We start from the raw sequence: 24,053 nt of genomic DNA, 5'->3' as shown, positions 1-24,053 counted from the left end.
GCGTGAGCACCATCGAAACCACACGGGAGGCGCGGCCCCGCAAGGGCCGTGCCGGCGCCTTCGCCAAGGCTTTGGGGCGGTTCCTGTTCGCCGCCGTCACCACCTATCTTGGCCTGCTGGCCGTGACCTTCTTCATCGGCCGAGTCGTACCGATCGATCCCGTGCTCGCCATTCTCGGCGACCGCGCTCCCACCCATGTCGTCGAGCGGGTGCGCCAGGAGATGGGTTTCAACCTGCCGCTCTATCAGCAGTTCTACATCTATATCAAAGGCGTCCTGTCCGGCGATTTCGGCAACTCGGTGCTGACGACCAATCCTGTCATGGTCGATATCCGCCGGGTCATGCCGGCGACGATCGAGCTCGCGACGTTGGGAACGCTGATCGGCGCCTGCGTCGGCGTGCCGCTTGGCGTTCTCGCCGCAGTGCACCGCGGCAGCATCGCCGACCAGATGGTACGCGTCATTGGTCTCATCGGCTATTCGGTGCCGATCTTCTGGCTGGCGCTGATCTCCCTCGTCATCTTCTATGCGCAGCTGCGCTGGGTGGCGTTTCCCGGCCGAATCGACATCGTTTTCGAATATACCTTCACGCCGATCACCGGCTTCTATCTTCTGGACAGCGCCTGGCAGGGGCAATGGGATGTATTCTACGACGTCTTCCGCCACATCATCCTGCCCGCGTCGCTGCTCGGCTATTTTTCACTTGCCTATATCAGCCGCATGACGCGCAGTTTCATGCTGAACGAGCTTTCGCAGGAATATATCGTCGCCGCGCGTGCCAAAGGTCTTTCGGAAACACGGGTGATCTGGGGCCATGCGCTGCGCAATGCCGCCGTGCCGCTCGTCACCGTCATCGCGCTTTCCTATGCCGGGCTGCTCGAAGGATCGGTGCTGACCGAGACCGTATTTTCCTGGCCGGGCATCGGGCTCTACATCACCAATTCGCTGCAGAACGCCGATATGAACGCCGTGCTCGGCGGCACGATCGTCATCGGGACGATCTTCATCGGCATCAATCTTCTGTCTGATCTTCTCTACCGGACGCTCGATCCGAGGACGCGAAACCGATGACGGCTCCTGCCAGCCCCTCTCCTGCGATGAGCCGCCGCGAATGGCTGCTTTCCGACCGGCCGCAATCGCGAAGGCAGGCCCGTCTCGGCCGCGCTTACGTCACCTGGCGGCAGTTCACGGCCAACAGGCTTGCCGTCGTCGGCCTGCTGATCATCGTCGCCCTGCTCCTCGTCGCCGCGTTCGCGGATCTCCTCGCCACGCACAACCCCGTCGTCGGCGATCTCCGCAATGCCCGCCTGCTGCCGCCGGGAACGAGCGGCTACCTGCTCGGCACGGATGATCAGGGCCGCGACATCTATTCACGGCTGATCTATGGATCGCGATTGACCCTGTTCGTAGTCGTGCTCGTCGCCATCATCTCCGCGCCGATCGGGCTGATCGTCGGCACGGTCTCAGGTTATGCCGGAGGCTGGGTAGATGCGACGCTGATGCGCATCACCGATATCTTTCTTGCCTTTCCGAAGTTGGTTTTGGCGCTCGCCTTCGTCGCCGCGCTCGGCCCCGGCATCCAGAACGCGGTCATCGCCATCGCCATCACCTCCTGGCCGCCCTATGCCCGCATCGCTCGGGCCGAGACGCTGACGGTCCGGCGTTCCGACTACATTGCGGCGGTGAAGCTGATGGGCGCCTCGCCGTTCCGCATCATCGTGCGCCATGTCATGCCGCTCTGCATTTCCTCGCTGATCGTGCGCGTGACGCTCGATATGGCCGGCATCATTCTGACAGCGGCCGGCCTCGGCTTTCTGGGTCTCGGCGCACAGCCGCCGCTGCCGGAATGGGGCGCGATGATCGCCTCGGGCCGGCGCTTCATTCTGGATCAGTGGTGGGTCGCGGCCATGCCCGGCATCGCCATTCTCATCGTCAGTCTCGGTTTTAATCTCTTAGGCGACGGCCTGCGCGATGCGCTCGATCCGAAGGAGAGCGGCCGATGACGACGCTTCTGACGGTCGACAAGCTCAAGGTCAGTTACCCCACCCGCACTGGCCTGATCGAGGCAGTGCGCGGCGTCTCCTTCACGCTCGGCAGAGAAAGGCTCGGCATCGTCGGCGAATCCGGCTCCGGCAAGTCGCAGACCGGCCGGGCGATCATGGGGCTGACGCCGAAACACGGGATCGTCACGGCCGACAGGCTCGATTTCAGCGGCATCGATCTCCTCAAGGCATCCGCCGGCGAAAGGCGCAGGTTGCGCGGCAAGCGCATCGCCATGATCCTGCAGGATCCGAAATATTCGCTCGACCCCGTCATGACGATCGGACGGCAGATCTGCGAAACGCTGCGCACTCATGAGAAGATCAGCAAAGCGGAAGCGCGCGAACGGGCGCTCGCCATGCTGGAAGCGGTGCAGATCCGCGATCCCAAACGCGTCTTCGACCTGCACCCGCACGAAGTTTCGGGCGGCATGGGACAGCGCGCCATGATCGCCATGATGCTGATTGCCGGGCCTGAACTGCTGATTGCCGACGAACCGACTTCGGCGCTCGACGTGACGGTGCAGCTCGATGTGCTGCGGATCATGGACAGGCTGGTCTCTGAGCGCGGAATGGGGCTGATCTTCGTTTCCCATGATCTGAGGCTGGTCTCTTCCTTCTGCGACCGGGTCATCGTCATGTATGCCGGCAAGATCGTCGAAGAGCTGGCGGCTGCCGATCTCAAACATGCGCAGCATCCCTATACCAGGGGACTGCTGAACTGCATGCCGGAAATCGGCGCGAACCGCCATCCGCTGCCGGTGCTCGACCGCAAGCCGGAGTGGGCGGCATGAGCGCAGCCCTCCACGTCGACAATCTCAGTGTCGCCTACGATGATTTTCATGCGCTGAAGGATGTCAGCATCAGCGTCGAGCGCGGTGAATCTTTCGGCCTCGTCGGTGAATCCGGGTCGGGCAAATCGACCTTGCTGCGCGCCGTTGCCGGACTTGCGCCCATCAGCGGCGGCGCGGTCCGCATCGACGGCGAAGAGTTGAAGGGTTCGAAGCGCAGCAAGGCCTTCTATCGGCGCGTGCAGATGGTCTTCCAGGATCCCTACGGCTCGCTGCATCCGCGCCAGACGATCGATCGGTTGCTGCTCGAACCGCTTGCGATCCACGCCGTTACCGACAGCGACAAGCGTATTGCCCGCGCGCTCGACGAAGTCGGTCTCGGCAATGGTTTCCGTTTCCGCTATCCGCATCAGCTTTCCGGTGGTCAGCGACAGCGTGTGGCGATCGCCAGGGCGCTGATCGTGCAACCGTCGATCCTGCTGCTCGACGAGCCGACATCGGCGCTCGACGCCTCGGTGCAGGCGGAGGTGCTGAACCTGCTCGAACAGATACGCCGCGACCGCAAGCTCACTTTCGTCATGGTCAGCCATGACCTCGGCGTCATCACCCATATGTGCGAAAGGCTCGCGGTGATGCGCGGCGGCGATGTCGTCGAACGATTGAGCTCGGAAGAGCTGGCGCGGGGCGCGGTCAAGGAGGATTACACGAAAAATCTGATGATCGCGAGCAAGGGTTTCGTCAAAGCCTAAAGGTAATCATTTCAAGCCATTGAAAAGAAAAGGCCGGCGGGGGCGTTAAGGATAATGTTCCCTTAAAAGACGACCATTCGACTAGACTATTGACAGCCGCCGCGCTTCTGTCATGATCCTGTTAACGATTGTTAGCTTTCGTGATCGATGGAGGTCGAGGCATGTTCTTTCTCGGTGGGATGACCATGGGCTATCTCGATCCTCCGGTGAAAGCCAATCGCAAGGAACAGATCACGGTCTCCATACCGGCGGAACAGGACCGGCGCCTGATCGGGACCGAGACCTCCGATCTGCAGCAGAACGAGAACGCCATCGAGCGCTCCTTGATCTGGGCATGGCGCACGCTCTGCTAAAGAGCGGTTGAATTTTCTCTTCCGCCCGCTCTGGAAGGAAATTTATCTCTACCTACCTGATAGGGAATAAGAAATAACAGCGAGCCGCACAACCGGCCGCACGAGAACAACGGAGGCGACACATGGCAGAGCTGGGTATTTCGCATACTCACGTGAACCACTATGGTTCGGTAGCCACCAAGAAGCCGCACGCGACGCGCTACAGGCTTCAGACGGTGCTCCATGGGACGATCTTCACCGCGGCATTCCTGTTCGTGGTGGCAATGGTCTGCGGCGTCCTCGGATAGTCGGCAGATGATAGGCCTCGGCACGTGCCGGGGCCGCCTGCGCCTCATGCGGCGCGTTTCCTCGCTCGGGGCAAGCCCGATCAAAGCGCAGCCAGACCATGATCTGGCGAACCATCCTCCTATCGACAAGCCGCGGCCGGGCCGCAAGGTTGCGACATGCACGGCGCTCTGCCTTGCGCAGCAAGTGCGCCGGCCCGCTCGGCTCACCATTCTTGACTTGAATTATCGCGATAGTGTCCAACTTTTCGCCATGGTTTTGCGGAGAGGGTATTGATCGACCTTCAGGCCGCGCTGGACCAAGGCTAGGCCCGGTTACATCGCTTGCCCAGACGTCATTCACCCGGCTTCATCGATCTTCGAAGAATCGGGCCCCGTTCATGTAGCAGTCATGATAAGCAGTGCAAAAGGCTGAGCAAAACAGCCATAACTTTGTTTGGATCCAGAACCGAACCCATGTCTATTGCCAATCTTTCTCCGAGCCTTCCGCGCGAATCCGATACGAAGCAGATTGATCACAATGATTCGATCCGCTCGACCTATCTTTCCATCGAGGACATCAAGGCGATGGGCGAAGCGGTCGTCGTCAACGGCGTCGACAAGCTGCCGGCTTTCGCACCCTTTGATTTCTTCGCGCGCCACAAGGAAAACGAGAAGGAAATTCTGCGCGTCTACCGCACCACGGCAACCGACGTCGAGGCCGGAGAGACGATCACGCCGGCGGCGGAATGGCTGCTGGACAATCACTACATCGTCGAAGAGGCGATCCAGGAGGTGCGGCGCGACTTTCCCCGGCGCTTCTACCGCGAACTGCCGACGATGCGTGTCGGCGGCGTCGACATTCCGCGCACGCTGGTGCTTGCCTGGCTCTACGTCGCCCATACCCACAGCACGATCTCGCAGGAAAGCCTGACGGCGCTGGTCGACGGCTTCCAGAGCAGGGAGACGCTGAGGATCGGCGAACTCTGGGCCCTGCCCTCGCTGGTGCGCTATGTGCTGGTGGAAAACCTTCGCCGCATTTCGAGCCGTGTCGAAGCCAGCCGCCGCCTGCGCCGCCGCGCCAATGAGGCGGCCGACGAATTGGTGCGCCTGACCGATCCGGCCAAGGCGGCCGCCTATCTGAAGACGCTGGAACCGCTTGCCGAAGACAATACCTTCTCGACGCAGTTCCTCTATCGCCTGCGTGACGGCTCACAGACGTCGAGTCTGGCGATCACCTGGCTCGATGAACGCCTGGAAGAGCTCGGTCGCAACACCGAAGAGGCGACGACGGCCGAACACAGCCGTCTCTCTTCCGGCAACGTGACGATGGGCAACATCATCCGTAGCCTGCGCGAGATCGACGATACCGAATGGTCGGTCTGGGTCGAACAGGTCAGCCATGTCGACAAGCTGCTCTGGGAGCATTCGGATTACGGCATCCTCGATTCCGGTTCGCGAAACAAATACCGCAAGCAGATCGAGAAACTGGCCAAGCGCTCGCCGCTGACCGAAATGCAAATCGCCCAGCTGGCGCTCGACATGACCGAGGCCGCCAAGGCCTCCGACGAGCCGCAGCCACATGAGCCGAATGTCGGCGGCTTCCTGTCAGGCGCGCAACGGCCGAAGCTCGAGGCGCGAGCGAGTTATCGCCCGACGATCACCCAGCACTTCGTGCGCGCCGTGCGCCGCTTCAACTGGCTGTCGATCGCGCTACCCGTCATGCTGCTGACGATCATCGCCATGGCGATCGTCGGCAGGTTCATGGCAAGTGCCGGAATGGGCGCCATTGAAATCGCAATCCTGCTGATCATGTTCTCATTGCCGGCCTCGGAGGGCGCAACAGGTCTCTTTAATACCCTGCTGTCCTTCTTCGTCACCCCGGCCCGCCTCGTCGGCTACGAGTTCAAGGAAGGCATTCCGGAGGATGCGCGCACGCTGCTCGTGGTGCCCTGCCTGATCTCGAACCGCGACAGCGTCGACGATCAAGTGCGCAATCTCGAAGTTCATTATCTCGCCAATCCGCGTGGAGAGATTTATTTCGCGATGCTCAGCGATTGGCCCGACAGCGATGCCGAGGAAACGCCTGCCGATCTCGAGGTTCTCGACTATGCAAGACGCGAGATCGCTAATCTTTCCGCCCGCTATGCCTATGACGGCAAGACGCGTTTCTACCTGCTGCATCGCCGCCGCCTCTACAATCCCTCGGAAGGTGTGTGGATGGGCTGGGAGCGCAAGCGCGGCAAGCTGCATGAGCTGAACATGCTGCTGCGCGGCGACCGCGACACGACCTATCTGCCCGGCGCCAACACCGTGCCGGCCAATGTGCAATATGTCATGACGCTCGATGCCGACACACGCCTGATGCGCGATGCCGTCACCAAGCTCGTCGGCAAGCTCTATCATCCGATCAACCGACCGGTCATCAATCCGAAGACCGGACGCGTCGAGAGCGGCTATGGCGTGCTGCAGCCGCGCGTGACGCCATCGCTGACCACGGGCAAGGATGCCTCGGTCTTCCAACGCGTCTTCTCGATCAACCGAGGTCTCGACCCCTATGTCTTCACCGTGTCCGACGTCTATCAGGATCTCGCCGGCGAAGGCACGTTCACCGGCAAGGGCCTCTATCACGTCGATGCTTTCGAAGCCTCGCTGAAGGGCCGCATCGAGGAGAACTCGGTGCTCAGCCACGACCTTCTCGAAGGCTCGATGGCGCGCTGTGCGCTCGTCACCGATCTCGAATTGGTCGAGGATTTCCCGATCCGCTATGAGGTGGAGACCTCGCGCCAGCATCGCTGGGCGCGCGGCGACTGGCAGCTCCTGCCCTATATGTTCAATCCGAAATACGGCGTTACGGCCCTTGGCCGCTGGAAGATGTTCGATAATCTTCGCCGTTCGCTGACGCCGATCGCATGGTTCTTCGCCTCCGTGCTCGGCTGGTATTTCATGGGTCCGCTCGGCGCGCTCGTCTGGCAGATTCTCTTGATCTTCTGCCTGTTCGTGGCGCCGACGCTGTCGCTCATCAACGGCATCATCCCGCGCACCAGCGATATCGTCGCCCGCGCCCATCTCTATACGGTCTGGTCGGATATCACCGCCGCCAATGCGCAGGTCGCATTGCGGATCGTCTTCATCGCCGATTCGGCGGCGATGATGGCGGATGCGATCGGCCGGTCGCTCTACCGGCTGTTCGTCAGCCGCAAGCTGATGCTGCAGTGGCGGACCGCCGCCAGCGTCCAGGCAGGCGGCCAAGGCACCCTCGCCTCTTATTACAGGCAGATGTGGCATGCGCCGGTACTGGCGCTGCTGGCGCTCGGTTTCGCAGCCCTTCCCGGCGGCAACGCTTTCCTCGTCGGCATCCCCTTCGCGCTTTTATGGATTCTCTCGCCTGTCGTCGCCTGGTATGTCAGCCAGTCGGCCGAGACCGAGGACCGGCTCGAGGTCGCCGATTCCGTATCGAGCGAGCTGCGCAAGATCGCCCGGCGCACCTGGCGTTATTTCGAGACCTTCACCACGCCTGAACAAAATTATCTGCCGCCGGACAATATCCAGGAAACGCCGCACGTCATCGTGGCGGCGCGCACCTCGCCGACCAATATCGGCGTCTATCTGCTCTCCGTCGTTTCTGGCCGGCATTTCGGCTGGTTCTCCTTTGAGGAGACGCTCGAGCGGCTGGAGCAGACGATCGCGACGATCGACAAGATGGAGAAATTCCGCGGCCACCTGTTTAACTGGTATCACACCGATACGCTGCAGACGCTCGGGCCGCGTTACGTCTCTGCCGTCGACAGCGGCAATCTCGCGGGCCACCTCATCGCGATTTCCTCGGCCTGCCGCAACTGGGCTGAGGCGCCGTCGGCCCACATGCAGGGCAATCTCGACGGCGTCGGCGACACCGCCGGCATCCTCGGCGAAGTGCTGGCGGACCTGCCCGACGACCGCAAGACCGTGCGCCCGCTGCGCCGGCGCCTGGAAGAACGGATCGTCGGCTTCCAGAATGCGCTTGCCGCCGTCAAGCGCGAGCACGAGTTCGCCTCGATCCGCATCATCAACCTCGCCGTTCTCGCACGCGACATCGAAAAGCTCGCCGCCAATCTCGACCATGAGGTCAAGTCGAAGCAGAGCGAAGAGGTCACCCAATGGGCGGCGTCGCTGGTCAAGGTCTGCGAGGCGCATATATCAGACAGCACCTTCGATCTCTCCAAGGTCGATGCCCTCAGGCCGCGCCTGGTGGCGTTGCGCGACAAGGCCCGCGATCTCGCCTTCTCGATGGATTTCGGCTTCCTGTTCCGGCCGGAACGGCGCCTGCTGTCGATCGGCTACCGCGTCGAAAGCGGCGAACTCGACCAGGCCTGCTACGACCTTCTCGCCTCGGAATGCCGCCTGACCAGCCTCTTCGGCATCGCCAAGGGCGACCTGCCGACAGAACACTGGTATCGTCTGGGCCGCCAGGTCGTGCCGGTGGGTTCACGCGGCGCGCTGGTCTCCTGGTCCGGCTCGATGTTCGAATATCTGATGCCGCCGCTCGTCATGCAGGAGCGTGGCGGGGGTATTCTCAATCAGACGAACAATCTGGTCGTCATCGAGCAGATGAATTATGCCCGCAAGCTCGGTATCCCGTGGGGCATTTCGGAAGCGGCTTTCAATGCCCGCGACCATAACCTCAATTACCAGTACACGAATTTCGGCGTGCCGACGCTCGGTCTCAAGCGCGGCCTCGGCCACAATGCCGTCATCGCCCCCTATGCTTCGCTGCTGGCCAGCCAGTACGACCCGCCGGGCGCGCTCGAAAACCTGCAGAGGCTGCGCAAGGTCGGCGCACTCGGCAAGTTCGGCTTCCACGACGCGGTCGATTTCACGCCGACGCGCGTGCCGGAAGGCAAGAAATGCGCGGTGGTCTACAATTATTATGCCCACCATCACGGCATGTCGATCGCGGCCGTCGCCAACGTCGCCTTCAACGGCCATCTGCGCGAACTCTTCCACTCCGACCCGGTGATCGAGGCGGCGGAGCTTCTGCTGCAGGAAAAGGCGCCCCGCGACATTCCCGTCATGAGCGGCAAGCATGAATCCGATACGCCGGCCAGCATCCAGGACGATCTCATGCGGCCGGAAATCAGGAAGATCAGCGATCCCCTTTCGCGCGACCGCGAGCTCGTGTTCCTGTCGAACGGCCATTATTCCATGATGCTGACGGCGACGGGCGCCGGTTATTCCCGCTGGAACGGCCTTTCCGTTTCCCGCTGGAAAGCCGATCCGACCGAAGACCGCTGGGGCACCTTCATCTTCCTGCGCGATACCGCCACCAACGAATGGTGGTCGGCGACAGCGGAGCCGAAGGGTGTCGAGGGCGAAAAGATCAAGGTCGAATTCGCCGACGAAAAGGCGCAGTTCACCAAGACGGTCGGGGACCTGACGAGCGAGGTGGAGTGCATCATCGCCACCGAGCACGATGCCGAAGCCCGTCGTGTCACCCTGCTCAACATGGGAACGGAAGATCGTTTCATCGAAGTCACGTCCTATCTCGAACCAGTGATCACCTCGGATGATACCGACAGCGCGCATCCGGCATTCGCCCGCATGTTCGTCAAGACCGAGATCGGCAAGCGCGGCGACGTCATCCGCGCCGAACGCAACAAGCGTGATCCGAACGAGCCGAACATCAGCCTCGCACATCTGATCGTCGACAATGCCGGCGACACCCGTCACACCGAATTCGAAACCGATCGGCGCAAGTTCATCGGCCGCGGTCGCAGCCTTGCCGATGCGGCGGCGTTCGATCCGGGTGCGACACTTTCCGGCAGCGACGGCTTCACGCTTGATCCCGTGATGTCGTTGCGCCGCACCGTGCGGGTGCCGGCCGGCAAGAAGGTCAGCGTGTTCTTCTGGACGATTGCCGCGCCAAGCCGCGACGAGGTCGACAAGGCGGTCAACCGCTATCGTCATCCCGACGCCTTCAACCACGAGCTCGTCCAGGCCTGGACGCGCACGCAGGTGCAGATGCGCCATGTCGGCGTCACCTCGCAGCAGGCGGCAGCGTTCCAGCATCTCGGGCGCTACCTCGTCTATCCCGACATGCAGCTGCGCAAGGATGAGGCGACGGTCGAGGCCGGGCTGCAATCGCAATCGGCGCTCTGGCCGCTGGCTATCTCCGGCGATTTCCCGATCTTCACGTTGCGCGTCGACGACGACATGGATCTCGATATCGCCCGCGAGGCACTGCTGGCGCAGGAATATCTGCGTTCGCGCGGCGTCACCGCCGATCTCGTCATCATGAACGAACGCGCCTCTTCCTATGCGCAGGACATGCAACACGCGCTCGACGCCATGTGCGAGAACGTACGCCGCATGGGTCAGGCCGACGGCTTGCGCCAGCATATTTTCGCGGTTCGCAAGGACCTGATGGAGGAAAACACCTACAAGGCATTGATCGCGGCTTCCCGGGTTACCCTGCATGCGAAGAACGGCAAGGTGGTCGACCAGATCAACCGCGCTGTCGCCCTCTTTGCGCCGTCAAAGGATGAACTGCAGGAGATGGAGCGCGCCGAGCGCAACAGGGCGCCGGTCAAGCGCATCGCGCCGGTGCCGCCGCCCGTGGTGCCGGCCGTTGCCATCGAGGAGGAAGGCGACCTCGACTTCTGGAACGGCATTGGCGGCTTTGCGCGCGACGGCCGCGAATATGTCGTTCGCCTGCCCGGCGGTCATGCGACGCCGCAGCCTTGGATCAACGTCATTTCCAACGACAGCTTCGGTTTCCACGTGTCGGCCGAAGGCGCAGGTTTCACCTGGAGCGTCAACTCGCGCGATTATCAGCTGACGTCCTGGTCGAACGATGCGGTGATCAACCGGTCGGGCGAGGCCTTCTATCTCGCCGATCTCGAAAGCGGCGCCGTCATGACGCCGTTCGCAGCGCTTTCGCGCCGGCCGGATATCCGTTTCGAAGCCCGCCACGGACTCGGCTATTCGGTCTTCTCCACCGTTCAGCACGAGATCGCGCTCGAGCTGACGCAGACGATCGACCGCGAGAAGCCGGTGAAACTGCAGCGCCTGCGCCTGCGCAACACCGGTTCGACCGGCCGCAAGCTGCGTCTCTACGGTTACGTCGAATGGGTTCTTGGCAGCAACCCGGGACGCACTGCGCCCTTCATTCTGTCGAGCTATGACGAGGAGACGGGGGCGCTGTTTGCCACCAATCCCTACAGCATCGATTTTTCCAACCGAACCGCCTTCTTCGCGGCGAGCGAGAAGCTTTCAAGCTTCTCGGCAAGCCGGCGCGAATTTATCGGCAAGGCTGGCACGATCCAGATGCCTCAGGCCGTCACCTCCGCAGCCCCGCTTTCCGGCATCACCGAGCTCGATGGCGATCCGGCCGCGGCTCTGGCGATCGACATCGAACTCGGGGCCGGCGAAGAGCGCGACGTCACCTTCTTGTTAGGCGATACGCCGACGGAGGAAGAAGCGCGCGCCTTTATCGCCGAGATCCGCAAGTCTTCGTTCGACGATGCGGTCGAGGCAAACCGCGCCTTCTGGCGGGATTTCACCGGCAGGCTACAGATCTCCACGCCAGATCGCGGGATGAACAATCTCGTCAACACCTGGCTTCCCTATCAGAGCCTCGGCTGCCGCATCATGGCCCGCACCGCCTTCTACCAGGCAAGCGGCGCCTTCGGTTTCCGCGACCAGTTGCAGGATACGCTGGCCTTCCTGATGCACGAACCCTCGATCGCCCGGCGTCAGATTCTGAATGCCGCCTCACGGCAGTTCCGCGAAGGTGATGTTCAGCATTGGTGGCTGCCGGGAACGGGTGCGGGCGTTCGCACCTTGATTTCGGACGACGTCGTCTGGCTGAGCTACGCGATCCACCATTATTGCAGCGTCACCGGCGACAAGACCGTGCTCGACGAGGAGCTTGCCTTTCTGGAAGGACCCGCTCTCCTCGAAGGTCAGCACGACTCGTTCTACAAGCCGGAGATTTCGGAGGACAAGGCGAGCGTCTACGAACATGCGGCCCTGGCGCTCGATCTCGCCATCGCCCGCAAGGGCGCAAACGGTCTGCCGCTGTTCCTCGGCGGCGACTGGAACGACGGCATGAACCGCGTCGGCATCGGCGGGCGCGGCACCAGCGTCTGGCTTGGCTGGTTCCTGGCGGGTGCATTGCGCGCCTTCATTCCCTATGCCGAAGAGCGCGGCGATTCGGCCCGAGTGGACCTCTGGTCCGCCCATCTCGCCGAATTAAAGAAGGCGCTCGAAACTGCGGCGTGGGACGGCAGCTACTATCGCCGCGGCACATTCGACGACGGCGCGCTGCTCGGCTCCAAGGAGAGCCCCGAATGCCGGATCGACTCGATCGCACAATCCTGGAGCGTTCTGTCCGGCGAAGGCGACCCGGCTCGTGCCGGAAAGGCGATGGATGCCGTGCTCGACCAACTGGTCGATGAGGAGGCGCGCATCATCCGACTGTTCGCGCCGCCTTTCGTCAATTCCGCCAGGGATCCCGGTTACATCAAGGCCTATCCGCCGGGCGTGCGTGAAAACGGCGGGCAATATACCCATGCCGCGACCTGGGTGGTGATGGCGCTTGCGGAACTGAAGCGGGGCGACGACGCGCTGCGCTGCTTCCAGATCCTCAATCCGATCACGCACGCGCTCGACAAGGCTTCGGCCGAACAATACCGGGTCGAACCCTATGTCGTGGCAGCTGACGTCTATGGGCATGAGCCTTATACGTCGCGCGGCGGCTGGACCTGGTATACCGGATCGGCCGGCTGGCTCTACCGAGCCGCCGTCGAGGGCATTCTGGGGATCCGGTTGAAGGACGGCCGGCTTCATGTGCGTCCGTCGCTTCCGTCGGAATGGGACGGTTTTGCGGCGGAGGTGGAGCGGGGCGGCGTCAAATACCGCATTTCGGTCTCAAAAGCGTCCAATGCCAGCGGCTACACTCTGTCGATCAACGGCAGCGAAGTCACCGATCCCGAAGAGGGATATCCGCTCGGATAACAGCGTTCTCCACGCTGAAGAACACGGCGATTCGCGACGGCCAAAAGGGAACCCTTTTGGCCGTCGTCGCGTTTGCAAAACCGGACAACAGGAGAAACCCATATGGCAAGCACGCTGACCGAAGCCATCGGCACCGAGCGCAGTTCCTCATCCGCAGCTGCGACGGGGCGCGATACAAGGCTTGACGTGCTGCGTGGCCTGGCCCTGATCATGATTTTCATCAATCATGTGCCCGGACAGATCTTCGAATATGTGACGACGAAGAATTTTGGTTTTTCCGACGCCGCCGAGGCCTTCGTCCTGATCTCCGGCATCGCCGTCGGTCTCGCCTATGGTTCCCGCTTCAAGCCGGGCGGCCGCATCAAGACGGCAATCAAGGCGGCGCGGCGTGCCTTCACGCTCTACCTTGCGCATATGATCACCACCTTCATGACGCTGGCGCTCTTCATCTGTGGTGCCTGGCTGTTCCACCGGCCGGGGCTGCTGGTCGAGATCAACATCCTGGCGGTTCTGATGAACCTGAAGGAAGGCATTCCGGCGCTGCTGCTGCTCGGTCACCAGATCGGCTACAACAATATCCTGCCGATGTATGGCGCATTGTTGCTGATGGTGCCGATCATCCTGCTCCTCAACGAGCGAAGCCCGCTTCTGGCGCTCGCGGTTTCCGGCACGGTCTGGCTGCTGGCCGGCATTTACGAAGTGGCGCCGCACAATTTGCTGATAGAGGGCTACTGGTTCCTCAATCCGCTCTCCTGGCAGTTCCTGTTTTCGATTGGCATTATTTCGATCCTGCATATCAAGCGCGGCGGCACGATCCCGCAGCATCCGTTGTTGTTTGCGGCTGCCGCCTTCTATGTCCTGCTGTCCTTCGTCTGGGTAACCGGCCATCTCTGGATTTTCGGCAATTCGCTGGCAGCGCTCGGCCTGCCCACCGTCATCACCGGTTTCGACAAGACTTTCCTGTCCCTGCCGCGGCTGCTGCATGTGCTGGCGCTCACCTATCTCATCATCAGCATCCCGGCGTTCTCCCGCATCCTGCGGCGCCCCGCCGACCACCCGCTGACGATCCTCGGCCGCCATTCGCTGAACATCTTCGTCGCCGGCACGATCCTCGCCATGATCGGCCAGGTCGTGCTTTATATCACCAACAAGGATCCGCTGGTCGGCCCGTTCTTCGTCATCGCGGGCATCGCGACGCAATTCGCCTATGCCTATTATCTCGAGCACAAGCGCCAGCTGGGCAAAATCAAGCACAAGCTCGTGACGGAGATTGCCGCCGTCCCTGTGCCCGTGCGGGTCGGCGGAGCGGCAAATACCTATCGCCGCACCAATCGGAAATAGGGTCCACCGGTCTGATTGAACGGCCGCGGGCTTAGCGGCGTTCCGAAATCGCATTGAAAGCCCCACGGCATTGCAGCGCCTTTCGCGCGTCTGAAAGGACGCGCTGCGCTGTAATGCCGCCGGCTCAACTTTTATGAACAAGAATATTCACCAGCCGGTCGAAAGGATCGCGCACGTAGAAGCGCCTGACGCCCCAGGGCTCGTCGGCCGGACCGTATTCGATCGAAATGCCGGCGCCAGACATCGCCTCGAAAGCAGCATCGAGATCATCCACCTCGATGGAGAGATCGGGCACCGGAGTCCCTGAACCGCCTTGGCTGGCGACACTGAGCTGAACCTTCATGGAAGTATTCGCGCCGAACGTGACGATCCAGCCGAGATCCATCATCAGATCGAGCCCGAGAATATCCTGATAGAAGCGTTTGGCGGCCATGAGGTCGGGCGCCTGGATATTGGCAACGATGCGCAGGACTTTCATGCCGCTCTCCTGAGTATCGGGTAAGGACAAGAATTTAGAGGGGATCGGCGGCGCGATCAGTCAGTCCCGCCGCCAGACACGTAGTGCCTCTGACGACATCCCCGGCGCCGCCTTCTGTCTCTACCCTTGCCTGGTAGGGGGTGGCCGGCGGGATAGAGGGAGCTACGCGGCCTTCCGCTCCCAAGAAAAACAAAAGGCCGGAAGAGCGCCTGCCCTTCCGGCCTTATCCTGTAACCCGGAGCGCTCAGGCGGCTTCGGTGGTGTGGGCCTTGCGAACTTCTTCATCCGTCAGGATGCCGCTGGCGCGCAGCAGCGCGGCGAAGCGGCCGTTGCTGTGGCTGAGCTCATCGAAGCCGCCCTGCTCGACGACACGTCCATCATCGAGGAAGAGCACCATATCGGCTTCGCGGACCGTCGAGAGGCGGTGGGCGATGATGAAGGTGGTGCGGTTCTGCCGCAGATTGTCGATCGCGGCCTTGACGCGCGCTTCGGTCTCGACGTCGAGCGCCGAGGTCGCTTCATCGAGCACCAGGATCGGCGCATCCTTGAGGATGGCGCGGGCGATCGCAATGCGCTGGCGTTCACCACCGGAGAGCTTGTTGCCGCGTTCGCCGACATGGGTATCGTAACGATCTTCACGGGTCTCGATGAAATCGGCGGCGGCGGCGGCTTCGGCAGCACGGCGCATGTCCTCCTCGCTCGCACCTTCGCGGCCGAGGCGGATATTGTCGCTGATCGAACGATTCAGCAGGCCCGCATCCTGGAAGACGGTAGCGATATGGCGACGGAGCGACTTTCGGGTCACCTTGGTGATATCGGTGCCGTCGACGAGGATCTGGCCGCCCTGCGGGTCGTAGACGCGCTGCAGCAGGTTGACCAGTGTCGTCTTGCCGGCGCCGGTCGGGCCGACGATGGCGACCGTCTGGCCTGCCTTCACCGAGAAGGAGACATTGTGCAGGCCCTGCGAGCTGTTGCCGAAGCCGAAGGAGACGTCGCGGAATTCAACCGCACCCTTGACGTTCTTGATCTCACCATTGCCGGCCGGCTCTTCACGATCGCGCACCGAATCCTCAAGCGTATAGAAATCCTGCAGCTTGGAGCGGGCCTCGAAGATCTGCGTAGCGAACTGACGCATCAGGTCGAGACGGGCAATCAGCAGGTTGGCAAAGCCAATGAAGGCAATGACGTCACCGACGCGCAGCTGGCCGGACTGGACGAGCATCGTGCCGATGATCAGAACCACCATCATTGCGATGGTCGAGGCCATGCGGTTCAGCGCGCTGGCGAGCGCCCACCAGTCGAGCACCGGATATTGCGCTTCGAGCAGGCGGTTGGCGAAGGACTTCAACGCCTTGGTTTCCGCTTCGATGCGGTTGTAGCTATGCAGAACGGAGACGTTGCTGATCGAGTCGCTGACATGCGAGAAGACGGTATGGTAGTGGTTTTCGACCGAAGCCTGGCCATCCTTGGTGCGGCTCATGACCACGCGGCCGATCAGCCAATAGGCGATGCCAAGCACGATCAGCACGGCGGAGAGGCGCAAGTCCATCGATATTGCGGTCGGCACCAGCAGAGCCAGCGCAATGACCGTTGACAAGTGGTTGCGCATGAACTCAAGCCAGAGGCCGAACAGCGTCTCGCAGGCCCGCAGCAGCGTATGCAGCGCGTTGGAGGTGCCGCGCTGATGGTGCCAGGCAAGCGGCATGGAAATGATGCGCCCGAAGGCTTCCGTCAGCAGCGTTGCCCGCCGGCCATGGGCAAGCCGGTCGGCCTCGCGGGATACCAGAACGAAGGCGACAGTATTGAACACGGCGAAACCAGCCCACATGAAGAGGATGGGTTTGACTTCGCCCTTGCCCGATATCGCATCGATGATGCGACCGAACAGGATCGGTTCCGCAATGGTGATGGTCGCCAGAACAATGTTGGCGATAACGACCAGGGATACGCGGAGCTTGTAAGCGCCTAGATAGCGCAGAGCTCTTGCATAGACCTTGAATAGCGACACGTCTAACCTCTTGTGCATCTGCGAAAACGGGAATGGTGGGATGCTACAAAAGGCTACCTGAACCGGCGATTAACGGAGTATTCGGGATTCAGTCCGCCGGGTGGTTAACTTGATCGCACGATCGCATCTGCGATGAAATTGAAGCTGCCTCAATAGGATAGAACAGAGAGACATTCTCGGGCTCATCAGATTTTTCGGCAGCGGGGTCTGGCGCCGGAATTCCACCATGATTATATCTCGCAGCAATTTGCGCTTGCATTTTAATCAATGTTTAGCGCAGCATTAAACTAGAGACTGCATTTTCTGCAGAAGACCGTTACGCGACCAATCTGAACAGCCGCCAACGGCCTGCGGGCATCTAGTCCGGACAAAGGCGCTATTTGTGAATATTAATTCTTTAATTCAATTGCTTGTAATTCTGGAAGAGTGCCCAAATCCGGACGCCGTCGTCACCGAACTCGAGCAGGCCCTCCACGGTTCCGGTTTCGAATATTACGGTCTGCTGCGACATTTGCAGCAAGGCCCGGCGCAGCAGAATATCGAATTGCGCGCCGCCCCGCTTGCCGGCCGCTGGCCGGAACAATGGCTACAGATATATGCCGCAAAAAAATATGTCCGGATCGATCCGATGGTGCGTTATCTCGCGCATGCGCAACGGCCTTTCCGCTGGCGGGAGAGCATGGCAGCCTTCGACGGTGACGTGCATCAGCGCCGCATGGAGCAGATGATGGTCGATGCCTTCGGCCACGGATTGGAGGACGGCTATCTCTTTCCGATTCACGGGCGCAACGGCATTCTCGGCAGCCTCAGCCTAGGCGGCAAGCCGATCGATCTGTCGCCGGTTGAAATCGCGCTGCTTGAGGCGGTGGCGCGCAAGACCTTCTGGCGATTACTCGACCTGAAAGGCGAGGCCGAGGCGCTGGAAACGGTGCTGCCGACCGAGACGCCGCTGACGCGGCGCGAGATGGAAATCCTCCACTATCTCGCCGAAGGCATGACGTCGATGGAGATCAGCAAAATGCTGAAGATCTCAAACCATACCGTCGACTGGTATATGAACGGTCTGCAGGCCAAGCTGAAGGCAAAGAACAGGCAGCAGGCAGTGGCGCTTGCCTTCCGCCACGGTCTGATAAGCTAGGCTTTTCCTTATCCACTCCGTCGAAATCGCTGCATACTGCCGGCCGACATGCGCTGGCATGGCGAGAAAGTGCGTTTCGCAGTCGCAAGAGAAATTGAACTTCCCGTGACAAGAAGTTAAGGATTTTCTTCGCGGGTGCAGCATGCCCGTGTCTGAACGACGGAGGAGACCGTTTTGCCCATATCGAAGATACTCGTTGCCAACCGCTCCGAAATAGCCATTCGCGTGTTCCGCGCGGCCAACGAGCTCGGCATAAAAACGGTGGCGATCTGGGCGGAAGAGGACAAGCTGGCGCTACATCGCTTCAAGGCGGACGAGAGCTATCAGGTCGGCCGCGGCCCGCATCTTGCCCGCGATCTCGGGCCGATCGAAAGTTATCTGTCGATCGACGAGGTGATCCGCGTCGCCAAGCTTTCCGGTGCCGACGCCATCCATCCGGGCTACGGCCTCTTGTCGGAAAGCCCGGAATTCGTCGATGCCTGCAACAAGGCCGGCATCATCTTCATCGGCCCGAAGGCCGATACGATGCGCCAGCTCGGCAACAAGGTGGCGGCGCGTAATCTGGCGATCTCCGTCGGCGTGCCGGTCGTGCCGGCGACCGAACCGCTGCCGGACGATATGCAGGAAGTCGCCAGAATGGCCGCCGAGATCGGCTATCCCGTCATGCTGAAGGCCTCTTGGGGCGGCGGCGGTCGCGGCATGCGCGTCATCCGTTCCGAGGCCGATCTCGCCAAGGAAGTGACGGAAGCCAAGCGCGAGGCAATGGCCGCCTTCGGCAAGGATGAGGTCTATCTCGAAAAGCTCGTTGAGCGCGCCCGCCACGTCGAAAGCCAGATCCTCGGCGACACCCACGGCAATGTCGTGCATCTCTTCGAGCGCGACTGTTCCGTTCAGCGCCGCAATCAGAAGGTCGTCGAGCGCGCGCCCGCACCCTATCTCACCGAAGCGCAGCGCCAGGAACTCGCCGCCTATTCGCTGAAGATCGCAGAGGCGACGAACTATATCGGCGCCGGCACCGTCGAATATCTAATGGACGCCGATACCGGCAAATTCTACTTCATCGAAGTCAATCCGCGCATCCAGGTCGAGCATACGGTGACCGAAGTCGTCACCGGCATCGATATCGTCAAGGCGCAGATCCACATCCTCGACGGCTTCGCCATCGGCACGCCGCAATCCGGTGTGCCGAAGCAGGAAGACATCCGTCTCAACGGTCACGCCCTGCAGTGCCGCGTGACGACGGAAGATCCGGAGCATAATTTCATTCCGGATTACGGCCGCATCACCGCCTACCGTTCGGCCTCCGGCTTCGGCATCCGCCTTGACGGCGGCACCTCCTATTCCGGCGCCATCATCACCCGCTATTACGATCCGCTGCTCGTCAAGGTCACGGCCTGGGCGCCGAACCCGCTGGAAGCCATTTCCCGCATGGACCGGGCGCTGCGGGAATTCCGTATCCGCGGCGTCGCCACCAATCTGACCTTCCTCGAAGCAATCATCGGCCATCCGAAATTCCGCGACAACAGCTACACCACCCGCTTCATCGACACGACGCCGGAGCTCTTCCAGCAGGTCAAGCGCCAGGACCGCGCGACGAAACTCCTGACCTATCTCGCCGACGTCACCGTCAACGGCCATCCCGAGGCCAAGGACCGGCCGAAGCCGCAGGAAAATGCCGCCAAGCCGGTGGTGCCCTATGCCAATGGCAATGGGGTGAAGGACGGCACGAAGCAGCTTCTCGACACGCTTGGTCCGAAGAAGTTCGGCGAGTGGATGCGCAAGGAGAAGCGGGTGCTTCTGACCGACACGACGATGCGCGACGGCCACCAGTCGCTGCTCGCCACCCGCATGCGCACCTATGACATTGCCCGCATTGCCGGCACCTATGCGCATGCGCTGCCGAACCTGCTCTCGCTCGAATGCTGGGGCGGCGCCACCTTCGACGTCTCGATGCGATTCCTCACGGAAGATCCGTGGGAGCGGTTGGCGCTGATCCGCGAGGGGGCGCCGAACCTGCTCCTGCAGATGCTGCTGCGCGGCGCCAACGGTGTGGGCTACACCAACTATCCCGACAATGTCGTCAAATACTTCGTCCGCCAGGCCGCCAAGGGCGGCATCGATCTCTTCCGCGTCTTCGACTGCCTGAACTGGGTGGAGAATATGCGGGTATCGATGGATGCCATTGCCGAGGAGAACAAGCTCTGCGAAGCGGCGATCTGCTATACCGGCGACATCCTGAATTCGGCGCGGCCGAAGTATGACCTGAAGTATTATACCGACCTTGCCGTCGAGCTCGAAAAGGCCGGCGCCCATATCATCGCTGTGAAGGACATGGCGGGCCTGTTGAAGCCTGCGGCGGCGAAGGTTCTGTTCAAGGCGCTGCGCGAGGCGACCGGTCTGCCGATCCACTTCCACACGCATGATACCTCGGGCATTGCGGCGGCAACGGTTCTTGCCGCGGTCGAAGCCGGCGTCGATGCCGTCGATGCGGCAATGGATGCGTTGTCCGGCAATACATCGCAGCCCTGTCTCGGCTCGATCGTCGAGGCGCTCTCCGGCTCCGAGCGCGACCCTGGTCTCGATCCGGAATGGATCCGCCGTATCTCCTTCTATTGGGAAGCGGTGCGCAACCAGTATGCCGCCTTCGAAAGCGATCTAAAAGGGCCAGCCTCCGAAGTCTATCTCCACGAGATGCCGGGCGGCCAGTTCACCAACCTGAAGGAGCAGGCCCGCTCGCTGGGGCTGGAAACCCGCTGGCATCAAGTGGCGCAGGCCTATGCCGACGCCAACCAGATGTTCGGCGATATCGTCAAGGTGACGCCCTCCTCCAAGGTCGTTGGCGACATGGCGCTGATGATGGTCTCCCAGGACTTGACCGTTGCCGATGTCGTCAGCCCCGACCGCGAGGTTTCCTTCCCGGAATCGGTGGTGTCGATGCTGAAGGGCGATCTCGGCCAGCCACCGTCTGGATGGCCGGAAGCGCTGCAGAAGAAGGCATTGAAGGGCGAAAAACCTTATACGGTGCGTCCAGGCTCACTGCTGAAGGCCGCCGATCTCGATGCGGAACGCAAGGTCATCGAGAAGAAGCTGGAGCGCGAAGTCAGCGACTTCGAATTCGCTTCCTATCTGATGTATCCGAAGGTCTTCACCGACTTTGCGCTTGCTTCGGATACCTACGGCCCGGTTTCGGTGCTGCCGACGCCCGCCTATTTCTACGGGTTGGCGGACGGCGAGGAACTGTTCGCCGACATCGAGAAGGGCAAGACGCTCGTTATCGTCAACCAGGCGATGAGCGCAACCGACAGCCAGGGCATGGTCACTGTCTTCTTCGAACTCAACGGCCAGCCGCGCCGCATCAAGGTGCCCGATCGGGCCCATGGGGCGACGGGCGCTGCCGTGCGCCGCAAGGCCGAGGTCGGCAACGCCGCCCATGTCGGCGCGCCGATGCCCGGCGTCATCAGCCGCGTCTTCGCCTCGCCGGGCCAGGCGGTCAGCGCCGGCGACGTGCTCGTCTCCATCGAGGCGATGAAGATGGAAACCGCCATCCATGCGGAAAAGGACGGCACCATTGCCGAAGTGCTGGTCAAAGCCGGCGACCAGATCGACGCAAAGGACCTGCTGGTGGTTTACGGCGGATGAGCGAGCGGCACGAAAGGTTTCGTCCGCCCTCCTTAGATCGGGCTAATCACCCGATTGTGTAGAACTAGGCTGTTAAAAGGCCGCGTTTTTCGAAAAGCGAATGGCCTCCTCGCCTTGCCCGGCGGGGAGGCTTTTTCGTAGACTTGCCTGCCTGCCCCTCCCAAGATCAATCAGGAAACGATTTCATGAGCAAATTGAAGATCGCCGTCATTGTCGGCAGCACTCGTATTGGGCGTTTCGCCGAACATCCGGCAAAATGGATTGCCGCGCTCGTCGGCCAGCGCTCCGATCTGGAAGTCGAGGTTCTCGATCTTCTCGACTATCCCATGCATTTCTTCGGCGAAGAGCGCGCCACCACGGCAGAAAGCGACACCGCCGAGCGCTGGAAGAAGAAGCTGCGCGAATTCGACGGCTACATATTCACCGTTGCCGAGTACAATCATGCGCCGACGGCGGTTCTGAAGAACGCAATCGATCTCGGCGAGTTCATTCAGAAGCCAGTCGCCTTCGTCGGTTACGGCGGCGTTGGCGGTGCGCGCGCCGTCGAGCAGCTTCGGCTGATCTTTGTGGAAATGGGCGCCGCCTCGGTGAAAACGGGCGTGCACATCGCTTTCAGCGAATATCTGAGCGTGCTCAAGGAAGGTAAGAGCCTTGGCGATTACCCGCACCTCAACGAGGCGGCCAAGAACCAGCTCGATCAGCTCGTCTGGTGGGGCAACGCGTTGAAGGCGGCGCGTTCGGTCGTCACCTCGGCCTGAGGCAGGCCGCTTAAATCAAAAGCGTCTCACGTGAATCACGATTCACGTGAGACAGTTCAGATGTCGTATGTATGGGCGGCGTTGATCGTCGAGATGAAGCGCTTGGTACGCTCGCGCTTAGGCGCGCTGAAAATAGCTTTCGCACTGCCGGTTTCGACCACGCTCCCGGCTTCCAGGAAGACGACGTCGTTGGCGATTTTCGAGGCGAGTCGGAGATCATGGGTGGCCATGACCATCGTCGTGCCTTCGCGGGCAAGCTGGCCCAGCACATCGACCACTTCCGCCGAAAGTTCCGGATCGAGCGCCGAGGTCGGCTCGTCGCAGAGAAGCACCCGCGGCGACGGCGCAAGCGCCCGAGCGATTGCCACGCGTTGCTGCTGACCACCCGATAAGGTCGAGGGCCAGGCATCGGTCTTGTGCGCCATTCCGACCTTGGTCAGCAGTTCCATGGCGCGTTCGCGCGCTTGCTCCTTCGGCCATTTCAGCACCGTGACCAGACCTTCCATGACGTTTTCGATCGCGGTCTGATGCGGGAAGAGCTGGAAATTCTGGAAGACCATGCCGGTCTGACGGCGGATTTTCTGGATCGCCTGCCATCCCAAGCGTTTGCCGGGCGCGAAGGAAAGCTCTTCCTCACCGAGGCGGATCCCGCCTGATGTCGGGATTTCGAGCAGGTTGATGCAGCGCAGTAGCGTGCTCTTGCCACCACCGGACGGCCCGACGAGAGCGGTGACGCTGCCCTCGGGAATGCGGATGCTGATATCCTTCAGAATGACGGCATCACCGAAGCGCTTTTCGATGTTGGAAAGCTCGATCATGCGTTTGCCTCCAGCATGCCGCCATAACGCGCGAAACGGCGTTCCAGTCGCACCTGCAGCTGCGAGAGGACGGAGCTGAGGACGAGATAGATCAGCGCCGCCTCGATATAAAGGATCAGCGGCTCGTAGGTGGTGGCGACGATGCGTTGTGCCGCCTGGAAGAGCTCCGGCACGGTGATGGCGGCGGCAAGCGAGGTATCCTTGACCAGCGAGATGAAGGTATTCGACAGAGGTGGCACGGCGACGCGGCCGGCCTGCGGCAGGATCGTCCGGCTCATCGCCTGGCGCCAGCTCATGCCGATCGAATAGGCCGCTTCCCACTGGCCCTTCGGCACGGAGGAGATGACCGCGCGGATGATTTCGGAGCTGTAGGCGCCGATATTCAGGGTAAAGCCGATCAGGGCGGCAGGAAAGGCGTCGAGCAGGATGCCGATGCTCGGCAGCCCGTAAAAGATGACGAAGAGCTGGACGAGCAGCGGCGTGCCGCGAATGACCCAGACATAGAAACGGGCAATCGCCGCGACGGGCGTCGGGCCGAAAAGGCGGGCGATCGCCGTGATCAGGCCGAGGATCAGACCAAAGACGAAGGAGAGCAGCGTCAGTGGAATGGTGAAGATCAATCCCGCCCAGAGGAGCGAGGGAAGCGATTCCGCCATCAGTTGGAGCCAGTGCGGCAAGGGAT

At 61.6% G+C, this 24,053-nt stretch carries 15 protein-coding genes; 11 read left to right on the top strand and 4 right to left on the bottom strand.

Annotated elements, in window-relative coordinates:
- The first annotated feature begins 2 nt into the window (after positions 1–2).
- From ACQ7C1_RS24095 to ACQ7C1_RS24060, 8 genes are all read left to right on the top strand, one after another.
- Positions 3–1,070, top strand: coding sequence for an ABC transporter permease (locus ACQ7C1_RS24095; RefSeq protein WP_430960062.1), 1,068 nt, complete (start codon positions 3–5; stop codon positions 1,068–1,070).
- The gene (locus ACQ7C1_RS24090; protein ID WP_097598239.1) at positions 1,067–2,002 is read left to right on the top strand and encodes an ABC transporter permease; all 936 of its coding nucleotides are present in this window, start codon (positions 1,067–1,069) and stop codon (positions 2,000–2,002) included. The genes ACQ7C1_RS24095 and ACQ7C1_RS24090 overlap by 4 nt, the downstream gene beginning before the upstream one ends.
- Positions 1,999–2,832, top strand: a complete 834-nt coding sequence (locus ACQ7C1_RS24085; protein ID WP_430960061.1) for an ABC transporter ATP-binding protein — start codon at positions 1,999–2,001, stop codon at positions 2,830–2,832. Before ACQ7C1_RS24090 ends, ACQ7C1_RS24085 begins: the two co-directional genes overlap by 4 nt.
- Positions 2,829–3,578 (top strand): ABC transporter ATP-binding protein, encoded by a 750-nt coding sequence (locus tag ACQ7C1_RS24080; protein WP_430960060.1) that lies wholly within the window; start codon positions 2,829–2,831, stop codon positions 3,576–3,578. The genes ACQ7C1_RS24085 and ACQ7C1_RS24080 overlap by 4 nt, the downstream gene beginning before the upstream one ends.
- Positions 3,579–3,739: 161 nt before the next feature.
- Complete coding sequence (locus ACQ7C1_RS24075) at positions 3,740–3,931, top strand: hypothetical protein (protein ID WP_430960059.1); 192 nt, start codon at positions 3,740–3,742, stop codon at positions 3,929–3,931.
- Between the two features lie 122 nt (positions 3,932–4,053).
- Positions 4,054–4,218 (top strand): hypothetical protein, encoded by a 165-nt coding sequence (locus ACQ7C1_RS24070; protein WP_430960058.1) that lies wholly within the window; start codon positions 4,054–4,056, stop codon positions 4,216–4,218.
- Between the two features lie 453 nt (positions 4,219–4,671).
- Entirely contained in the window at positions 4,672–13,191 is an 8,520-nt protein-coding gene (locus ACQ7C1_RS24065) for a GH36-type glycosyl hydrolase domain-containing protein (protein ID WP_430960057.1), read from the top strand.
- A gap of 102 nt (positions 13,192–13,293) precedes the next feature.
- On the top strand, positions 13,294–14,532 hold the full coding sequence (locus ACQ7C1_RS24060) for an OpgC family protein (RefSeq protein ID WP_430960056.1): 1,239 nt from the start codon (positions 13,294–13,296) through the stop codon (positions 14,530–14,532).
- A gap of 124 nt (positions 14,533–14,656) precedes the next feature.
- Here ACQ7C1_RS24060 and ACQ7C1_RS24055 read toward each other — a convergent pair whose 3' ends face one another.
- Together ACQ7C1_RS24055 and ACQ7C1_RS24050 are read right to left on the bottom strand one after the other, a co-directional pair.
- Positions 14,657–15,010: a VOC family protein gene (locus ACQ7C1_RS24055; RefSeq protein ID WP_430960055.1), complete on the bottom strand. Its 354-nt coding sequence runs from the start codon at positions 15,008–15,010 to the stop codon at positions 14,657–14,659.
- A gap of 244 nt (positions 15,011–15,254) precedes the next feature.
- Positions 15,255–17,018, bottom strand: coding sequence for a glucan ABC transporter ATP-binding protein/ permease (locus ACQ7C1_RS24050; protein ID WP_085779801.1), 1,764 nt, complete (start codon positions 17,016–17,018; stop codon positions 15,255–15,257).
- A gap of 382 nt (positions 17,019–17,400) precedes the next feature.
- Here ACQ7C1_RS24050 and ACQ7C1_RS24045 point away from each other — a divergent pair, with 382 nt between their 5' ends.
- The 3 genes from ACQ7C1_RS24045 to ACQ7C1_RS24035 all read left to right on the top strand — a co-directional run bounded on the left by ACQ7C1_RS24045 (position 17,401) and on the right by ACQ7C1_RS24035 (position 22,553).
- Positions 17,401–18,156: a helix-turn-helix transcriptional regulator gene (locus tag ACQ7C1_RS24045; RefSeq protein ID WP_430960054.1), complete on the top strand. Its 756-nt coding sequence runs from the start codon at positions 17,401–17,403 to the stop codon at positions 18,154–18,156.
- A gap of 174 nt (positions 18,157–18,330) precedes the next feature.
- Complete coding sequence (gene pyc, locus ACQ7C1_RS24040) at positions 18,331–21,795, top strand: pyruvate carboxylase (RefSeq protein WP_430960053.1); 3,465 nt, start codon at positions 18,331–18,333, stop codon at positions 21,793–21,795.
- Between the two features lie 185 nt (positions 21,796–21,980).
- On the top strand, positions 21,981–22,553 hold the full coding sequence (locus ACQ7C1_RS24035) for an NADPH-dependent FMN reductase (protein WP_430960052.1): 573 nt from the start codon (positions 21,981–21,983) through the stop codon (positions 22,551–22,553).
- Positions 22,554–22,609: 56 nt separating this feature from the next.
- Here ACQ7C1_RS24035 and ACQ7C1_RS24030 read toward each other — a convergent pair whose 3' ends face one another.
- Positions 22,610–23,371, bottom strand: a complete 762-nt coding sequence (locus ACQ7C1_RS24030) for an amino acid ABC transporter ATP-binding protein (RefSeq protein ID WP_430960051.1) — start codon at positions 23,369–23,371, stop codon at positions 22,610–22,612.
- Positions 23,368–24,048, bottom strand: a complete 681-nt coding sequence (locus tag ACQ7C1_RS24025) for an amino acid ABC transporter permease (protein ID WP_097598247.1) — start codon at positions 24,046–24,048, stop codon at positions 23,368–23,370. The genes ACQ7C1_RS24030 and ACQ7C1_RS24025 overlap by 4 nt, the downstream gene beginning before the upstream one ends.
- Positions 24,049–24,053: the final 5 nt, after the last annotated feature.

This window comes from Rhizobium sp. Nf11,1 (genome assembly GCF_050587665.1).
Classification (GTDB): Bacteria; Pseudomonadota; Alphaproteobacteria; order Rhizobiales; family Rhizobiaceae; genus Rhizobium.
Note: the sequence above shows the minus strand (reverse complement) of the source record. Positions and strands in the feature narration are given on the sequence as shown.

Excerpts from the sequence above, each read along its gene's own strand:
- ACQ7C1_RS24070 (WP_430960058.1), top strand. The coding sequence starts at position 4,054 with ATGGCAGAGCTGGGTATTTCGCATACTCACGTGAACCACTATGGTTCG.
- ACQ7C1_RS24090 (WP_097598239.1), top strand. The coding sequence starts at position 1,067 with ATGACGGCTCCTGCCAGCCCCTCTCCTGCGATGAGCCGCCGCGAATGG.
- ACQ7C1_RS24065 (WP_430960057.1), top strand. The coding sequence starts at position 4,672 with ATGTCTATTGCCAATCTTTCTCCGAGCCTTCCGCGCGAATCCGATACG.
- ACQ7C1_RS24080 (WP_430960060.1), top strand. The coding sequence starts at position 2,829 with ATGAGCGCAGCCCTCCACGTCGACAATCTCAGTGTCGCCTACGATGAT.
- ACQ7C1_RS24030 (WP_430960051.1), bottom strand. The coding sequence starts at position 23,371 with ATGATCGAGCTTTCCAACATCGAAAAGCGCTTCGGTGATGCCGTCATT.
- ACQ7C1_RS24035 (WP_430960052.1), top strand. The coding sequence starts at position 21,981 with ATGAGCAAATTGAAGATCGCCGTCATTGTCGGCAGCACTCGTATTGGG.
- ACQ7C1_RS24055 (WP_430960055.1), bottom strand. The coding sequence starts at position 15,010 with ATGAAAGTCCTGCGCATCGTTGCCAATATCCAGGCGCCCGACCTCATG.
- ACQ7C1_RS24085 (WP_430960061.1), top strand. The coding sequence starts at position 1,999 with ATGACGACGCTTCTGACGGTCGACAAGCTCAAGGTCAGTTACCCCACC.
- ACQ7C1_RS24075 (WP_430960059.1), top strand. The coding sequence starts at position 3,740 with ATGTTCTTTCTCGGTGGGATGACCATGGGCTATCTCGATCCTCCGGTG.
- ACQ7C1_RS24060 (WP_430960056.1), top strand. The coding sequence starts at position 13,294 with ATGGCAAGCACGCTGACCGAAGCCATCGGCACCGAGCGCAGTTCCTCA.